Origin of the sequence: Hydrocoleum sp. CS-953 (genome assembly GCF_002260545.1) — a bacterium.
In the GTDB taxonomy this organism is placed as follows: domain Bacteria; phylum Cyanobacteriota; class Cyanobacteriia; order Cyanobacteriales; family Microcoleaceae; genus Trichodesmium.
Map to the genome: position 1 here is coordinate 1 of NZ_LGSU01001101.1, position 6,806 is coordinate 6,806.

Consider the following 6,806-nt stretch of genomic DNA (forward strand, 5'->3'; position numbering starts at 1 on the left):
GGGAGTAGGGGAGTAGGGGAGTAGGGGAGAAAGATTTTTGTTGGGTTTTTCCGTTGGAAATGCTCCGCAAACGTCCCATGCTGCGCAATGCTAACGCAAACAACCCAACCTACATCTATTGCACCATTTAAGGTGTGTTGGTCTACTACATTTAATCTTTAATTTTTCCCCAAACTACCTCGCTTCATTTGTTCTCTTTCAATAGCTTCAAATAAAGCTTGAAAATTACCTTGACCAAAACCAGGAGTCTCCATTTGTTTACCATTAACCCAAACAACTTTACGCTCAATAAACTCAAAAAATACTGTTGGTTCGTTAAATATTGGTTGGGTAAAAATTTGTAGTAACATTGATCCTGGTATACTTTCTTGCCAGTCTAACAAAATTTGACAATCTTGAACTTTTTGCCAGTTAGTTTCCGATAAATAACTTAGTGCTTTAGTTTCCAGACTAGAATAATATGTTGCCGGAACTTGCAAAAAAGGTAAACCAAGCGATCGCAACTCTTCCACAACTCCCAAAATATTCTCTGTGCGTAAAGCAATATGTTGTATCCCCGCACCACGGTTAGCATCCAAAAATTCTTGAATTTGAGAATTAGCAGATGTGGGTTCATTAATAGGAAATTTGACTCCTCCCTCTGGGTGTATCATAACCTGACTGCGTAAACCAGAATTATTTGTCTGAATGTCAAAATTTTGATGAGGTTGGAAATCTAAAATTTGATTATACCAATTAAAAGCAGATGCTAAATTATCCTCAGCTACATTCAAAACCACATGGTCGATCGCCACAATATCCCTAGAAAATTGAGTAGTAGAATGTAAAATTTGTGCATCATCAATTTTTTCAATCAAAGTATGAGTCAAGTCTCCCCATCCAGAAATTTTTGCCCACTTCAAACCCTGTGCATTTTCCTGAATAGGTTGCAAAATTTCTGCTCCATTAACTCCTGCTTTCGCCACAACTGAGTTAATATCTCGAACCCGAAAAGCTACATCAGCGACTCCAGGAGGATGTAAACTGAGAAAATTAGCAACAGGACTTTCTGGTGTAATAGCAGAAGATAAGGCAAAATATACTTGACCTCTGTTGATAATTTCTTTCTGGGTATGTTNGTGCATTTTCCTGAATAGGTTGCAAAATTTCTGCTCCATTAACTCCTGCTTTCGCCACAACTGAGTTAATATCTCGAACCCGAAAAGCTACATCAGCGACTCCAGGAGGATGTAAACTGAGAAAATTAGCAACAGGACTTTCTGGTGTAATAGCAGAAGATAAGGCAAAATATACTTGACCTCTGTTGATAATTTCTTTCTGGGTATGTTGACTGGTTTGAGAAGCGATCGCTTTAAAACCTAATTTTTCTCTAAACCAGTCTCGCGACTCAATAGCATTTTCAACGTAGAAATGAATATGATCGAATTCCATAATCAATTTTTCTTACTATAGGGAACAGGGAATAGGGGGAAATAATTATTGATTTGATTTTTTATTGTTGGAAATGTCTATTATCATGTTTTGTTAAATAGTTATTGTAATTAAAGCTTCGTAGAATAGCTCTCAGCCCTAACTTTAGATAGGGCTGATATCCCTACTACAAACAAAAACTTTATTATAAGTGATTACCCGAACATGATATAATAGGTGGAAATAATTGATTATCTTTGTACAATAGATTGTTTTTGTTTTTTGTTTTTGGAGATATCCATTTGTAAAAAATAAGTGAACCCAGAAACCCGGTTTCTCATAGACCTCTATTGCTCAAAACAAGAATTTATCCTAGAAACCGGGTTTCTTTGCGTAAGTCCTAATTATTTTAATCAAATATATTATTTATCAAACTCGCTCCTCTCAAATTTAGTCAAAGTAATAATTTAACTTCTTTTATTAATACAGCTTGTGTATTTTCCAAACCCTAAGCTTCCCACACTTCCCCCTGCCTCGCTTACTGCCTTAGAAAAATAAGTGACTATCTGGTTGAATATTAATTTCCATCGGTACTGCTTGAGGTTCTGCATTTAGAGCAAACATAATTGCATCAGCAGCAGTTTCCGAACTGAGCATTTTTGAGCGATCGACTTTCAGACTCACATTATCCCAAAAAGGGGTATTCACTCCTCCGAAATAGAAAAGAGTTACCTTAATACCATAACGCCGTAGTTCATCTGCCATACATTTGCTCAACCCTACCAAACCAAACTTAGAAGCACAATAAACACTTCCCATTGCCATTGAATGTTTACCAAGAATTCCAATAACATTACAAATATGGCCTGATTTTTGTCCTTTCATTATATTGGCAGCAGCTTGACAAGTATAGAAACTGCCTTTCAAATTCAGGTCTAGCATAATATCCAAGTCAGCAGGTTCAATTTTGTTCCATTGCTTGAGAATACCTGCTCCTGCTGCATTGACCAAAACATCTATTTTGCCAAAATGGTTGGTCGCTTTTTCCATCAGGGTTTCTACTTCCTGTGGGTTGGTGATGTCTGTCGGTACGGTAATAGTCTCGGTAGTAGATAGTTGGGTCGCTAAAGCATCTAATCTATTATTATCTCTGGCGGCCAAAACTAAATTTGCGTCAGAGTTTGCCAGTTTCTGTGCCACTGCTGAACCTATACCTCCAGTCGCACCGACTATTACGACAACTTTATCCTTCATTTACTTTTTCTTTACTTTTCTTCACATTCTCTTTTATCATACTACCTCCTATATAATTCCCATTTATTCTGACTCCTGACTCCTGACTCCTGACTCCTGACTTATGACTCCTGACTCCCACCCTGACTAATAAGAGTTTTTCAGCAAACCCTAATTTAAAGTAACAAACCAACGACCTTCTTCAGACTTATACAACTTCAGCGAACTACATAACTCCAAAAACTTAGGAAACTTTTTACTTGGTTGAAACCGCTTAATAGCCTTTGTAATTGGTTGACCATATAACCGATGAAACTCACTGCCAAGATTAGAAATAGGAACATAACTTCCTGGAGACTCAGCAGTTAAATTACTCAAAATTTTAACCAATACTTTTTCCATATCTTCCTGGGAAATAATCTGAGAAGCATCTGTAATTTCAATATGTTTTTCAACCTGATCTGAAGGAGAATTTAATTTTTTTTTTCTGGCTTAAAAAAATTAAAAATACTGACATAAGCTTGAGATTTTTCCGATGGTTGATGAAGTGCAAAGTAAACTGGATAATTAATAAATATATGATTTGACTTTTGACTAGGAAAGTGAGTTGCAACTACATCTTTAAGATTCAACTTATAACTTTCTTTATACAAAGCAGAAATTCTCGAAAATTTAATCCATTGCTGTCCGATTTTTGCTGCTTCTGCTCGAATTAATTCCTGTAACTGAATAATAAACTTATTAATAGTAGGAATGTCTGGCACCGACAAAGCATATATTTTTGATTCCCCAGTTTGACTATTTAAAACAGTAATTTGATTTTTATATTTCCGCACCTGATAAACAGTTAAGCCATGAGATTGTAAAGTAGTACCAAGATGAGTTAATCCTCGGTCAGAAGAACAAACTAAAACTTCCTTAGCCTTGGGATAATTGAGAAAAATAGAAGAACCAACCGTTGCCATTTTTAAATCTGCACTATCTTTTCCAGGAGGAACATGAATTAATTGATAACCACGTTGATGAAATTCTTCATCTTTTTTTCCCATACTGCGCCAGTTAGCAAAAGCAACCTTAATTGAAATTGGATAATTGCAGATATCTACAAGAATTTTTTCTGTTTCAGGATCGAGTGGTAAATTTTCTACATCTAACAGTAAAATAGCAATTCCTGGCTCTACTAATTTCTTTCCATTTGTGGATAAATCGGAAACCTGATAATTAGTAATTTCATCAGATGAAACTAAGGTTATTTCTGGATAAATATGTTTGTCTATCTCAGCAATTAAAACATTATATTGAGCAGAATTAATAAACTCTGGAGTTAGCAGAATTTGGAGATAATTTGTGACTTTCAGCTTCAAAGCATCCTGGTTTTTAACATTAGAAAGCCCTTTTGTCAGCTTATTAGTCAAAGTAGATTGATACTTGGGATAATGCCAAGGAATGTTCCTGTACTTTGGAGTTATCCATTCTCGATGTTGCTGTTGAATGGAAACAATAGTTTGGTAAATATAGTGGCTGATAGTGTTAATAGTAGTAGAATTATTAGTCACTAGCAAACCAGAATTATCTGACATAGCCTATTGCCNCATTAGAAAGCCCTTTTGTCAGCTTATTAGTCAAAGTAGATTGATACTTGGGATAATGCCAAGGAATGTTCCTGTACTTTGGAGTTATCCATTCTCGATGTTGCTGTTGAATGGAAACAATAGTTTGGTAAATATAGTGGCTGATAGTGTTAATAGTAGTAGAATTATTAGTCACTAGCAAACCAGAATTATCTGACATAGCCTATTGCCTAATTATGTTGGCTTGGATAAAGCATTTTGAGAATTATATACCACTACGGATTAGGCAAAAGGTAAAAGGCAAAAATTTACTGTAACAAAGTTTCAGATTATACCAATGTTAAACACCTTAAATCTTAATTCGTAGTGCTATATAAATATAGATTATACAATAAAAGACTTTGTTTGTAGAGGGTGGGGAGTTTAGGAAGTTTGGGGAGATGGAGGAGATAGAATCTTGTCTGCCCCAAATACTAACTTTTTGCAGCTTTAGGAGCTGAAAACCAGGTAATTTTTTCCACCCAAAAAAGGCTTGGGCTTTTGTATTTCAATGCTTTGATATTTAATCAGCAGAGCAATAATTATCCATTATCCATTATTAATTATTAATTATACTTTGACCTGCTAACCATCCAGTTGTCCATGCACTTTGAAAATTAAAACCACCTGTAATTCCATCAATATCTAAAATTTCTCCCGCAAAATATAACCCTGGACAACAACGACTTTCCATAGTTTTAAAATTAACTTCTTTTAAACTTACCCCACCACAAGTAACAAACTCTTCCTTAAAAACTCCTTTTCCTTGAATCTTATATTTACCTTGAGTCAATTCCAAAATTAACTTATTAATAGCCTTATTTGATAACTCCGCCCAACGTTTTTGAGAGTCAATATCCGCAGCAATAATTAAACGTTCCCATAAACGACGAGGTAGAGAAAACGGACAACTATTTAGAATTGCCTTTTTTTCCAAACTTTTAAATTTTAATAATTTAGTTCGTATTTCCTCTGAATTAATATCTGATAACCAATTAATTAATAAATCAGATTTATAGCGATTTTCATAGAGAAATCTAGCACCCCAAGCAGATAACTTTAAAGTTGCTGGCCCACTTAAACCCCAATGAGTCACCAGCACAGGGCCAATTTGTTTTAACTTAGCCTTAGGAAGTTGTAAACAGACATTCTCAACCGAAATACCAGCCAAATCTTTGAGACGGGGGTCAGAGATATTGAAAGTAAATAGAGAAGGAACAGGAGGAACAACTTTATGGCCTAATCCTTTTGCCAGACGATGGCCAACAGGACTACTGCCAGTTGCCAGAAGTAAGCGATCGCACTCCAGAACTTCTCCCGATCTTAACTCCACTAGAAATAAATTTCTCCCTCCCTCTGTGGTCTCGCATTTTACTGAAACCACTGCTGCACCTGTACGAATATTTACACCCTTCGACAAAGCAACCTTAGTTAAACATTCAACTATTGTGGCAGAATCATCAGTAGTAGGAAACATCCGTCCATCTGCTTCAGTTTTTAACTGTACACCCCTACCCGCGAACCATTGCACAGTATCGCGAGCTTGAAATCTAGTGAATGCACCCCGAAGTGCTTTACTACCTCTGGGGTAGTTTTGGATAAAAATTGCTGGGTCAAAGCAAGCGTGGGTGACATTACAACGTCCACCACCAGATATACGTACTTTTGCCAGAGGTTGTCGTCCTGCTTCTAAAATGGTGACATGGGTTTGGGGGGTACTACAGGTGATATCGCCTGCTGCCAACGCTGCAAAAAAACCTGCTGCTCCCCCACCGACAACTATAATTTTAAGAGGTGAGAAAGACATTTTATATATTAATTACTCTTCAACTGGTTCAAACTCTTCTTTGCCTACTTCACAAACTGGACAAACCCAATCATCGGGGATGTCTTCAAAGGCAGTTCCTGGATCTATACCACTATCTGGGTCTCCTTCTTCCGGATCATATATATATCCACAGACAATACAGACATACTTTTTCATCCTAATTTATTCCTCTCTAAGTAGTTCATCTGGATTTTACAAGTTTGTGGACTAGAGGTTCTACTATCAAATTGTAAAGTTTTGTTAAGTTATTCATTGGAAAAGAGGGAACAGGGAACAGGGAACAAAAAGAAAAAAATACAACTGTACCTCATAAGCTTAGGAAACGCTATATATCATGCCAATAATATGTATTTTTACAGAATCAAGATATGAATTTAATTTCAATTTGCGACAATTACTGATTGTTAACTGAAATCAGCTTTGATTATAATTTAATTATAGGATTTACGCATAACCACCATATCTAGTAGGGGTGCTTCGCGAAGCACCCCCTACAGGTGGCGTATAAGAAGCACCCCTACAGGTGGCGTATAAATTGATATTTTGCGTAAGTCCTGTTAATTATAGGATTTACGCAAAGAAACTCCGTTGCTAGAAAAAATCCTTGGTTTGAACAATAAACATCTACGAAAAAACCGGATTTCAGGATTCCGTTTGTGTAGCCCCTATTAATTATATAGAACCCCTGAAGGGATCTATTTAAAAGTAGAGGGGGTGATGGGGAG

6 protein-coding genes and 1 pseudogene are annotated in these 6,806 nt (G+C 36.3%); all 7 read right to left on the reverse strand.

The window, feature by feature from the left end; translation table 11 throughout:
• Positions 1–158: 158 nt before the first annotated feature.
• Positions 159–1,117, reverse strand: a 959-nt coding sequence (gene hppD / locus AFK68_RS16770) for a 4-hydroxyphenylpyruvate dioxygenase (RefSeq protein ID WP_143437954.1), incomplete at its 5' end; no start/stop codon positions are given.
• Positions 1,118–1,185: 68 nt separating this feature from the next.
• A pseudogene (locus tag AFK68_RS45495) lies at positions 1,186–1,431 on the reverse strand (VOC family protein); the annotation flags it as partial.
• Between the two features lie 525 nt (positions 1,432–1,956).
• Positions 1,957–2,664 (reverse strand): SDR family oxidoreductase, encoded by a 708-nt coding sequence (locus AFK68_RS16780; RefSeq protein ID WP_094673774.1) that lies wholly within the window; start codon positions 2,662–2,664, stop codon positions 1,957–1,959.
• Between the two features lie 150 nt (positions 2,665–2,814).
• Positions 2,815–3,045: a hypothetical protein gene (locus AFK68_RS41925; protein WP_246844236.1), complete on the reverse strand. Its 231-nt coding sequence runs from the start codon at positions 3,043–3,045 to the stop codon at positions 2,815–2,817.
• Positions 3,046–3,116: 71 nt separating this feature from the next.
• Positions 3,117–4,223 carry a hypothetical protein gene (locus AFK68_RS16790; protein WP_246844237.1) on the reverse strand — a complete coding sequence of 369 codons (1,107 nt, stop codon included), beginning with the start codon at positions 4,221–4,223 and terminating at the stop codon, positions 3,117–3,119.
• Between the two features lie 589 nt (positions 4,224–4,812).
• Positions 4,813–6,060 (reverse strand): NAD(P)/FAD-dependent oxidoreductase, encoded by a 1,248-nt coding sequence (locus AFK68_RS16795; protein WP_094673776.1) that lies wholly within the window; start codon positions 6,058–6,060, stop codon positions 4,813–4,815.
• Between the two features lie 12 nt (positions 6,061–6,072).
• Positions 6,073–6,237, reverse strand: coding sequence for a rubredoxin (rd, locus tag AFK68_RS16800; RefSeq protein WP_094673777.1), 165 nt, complete (start codon positions 6,235–6,237; stop codon positions 6,073–6,075).
• Positions 6,238–6,806 lie beyond the last annotated feature (569 nt).

Excerpts from the sequence above, each read along its gene's own strand:
- AFK68_RS16795 (WP_094673776.1), bottom strand. The coding sequence starts at position 6,060 with ATGTCTTTCTCACCTCTTAAAATTATAGTTGTCGGTGGGGGAGCAGCA.
- AFK68_RS16790 (WP_246844237.1), bottom strand. The coding sequence starts at position 4,223 with ATGTCAGATAATTCTGGTTTGCTAGTGACTAATAATTCTACTACTATT.
- AFK68_RS41925 (WP_246844236.1), bottom strand. The coding sequence starts at position 3,045 with ATGGAAAAAGTATTGGTTAAAATTTTGAGTAATTTAACTGCTGAGTCT.
- rd (WP_094673777.1), bottom strand. The coding sequence starts at position 6,237 with ATGAAAAAGTATGTCTGTATTGTCTGTGGATATATATATGATCCGGAA.
- AFK68_RS16780 (WP_094673774.1), bottom strand. The coding sequence starts at position 2,664 with ATGAAGGATAAAGTTGTCGTAATAGTCGGTGCGACTGGAGGTATAGGT.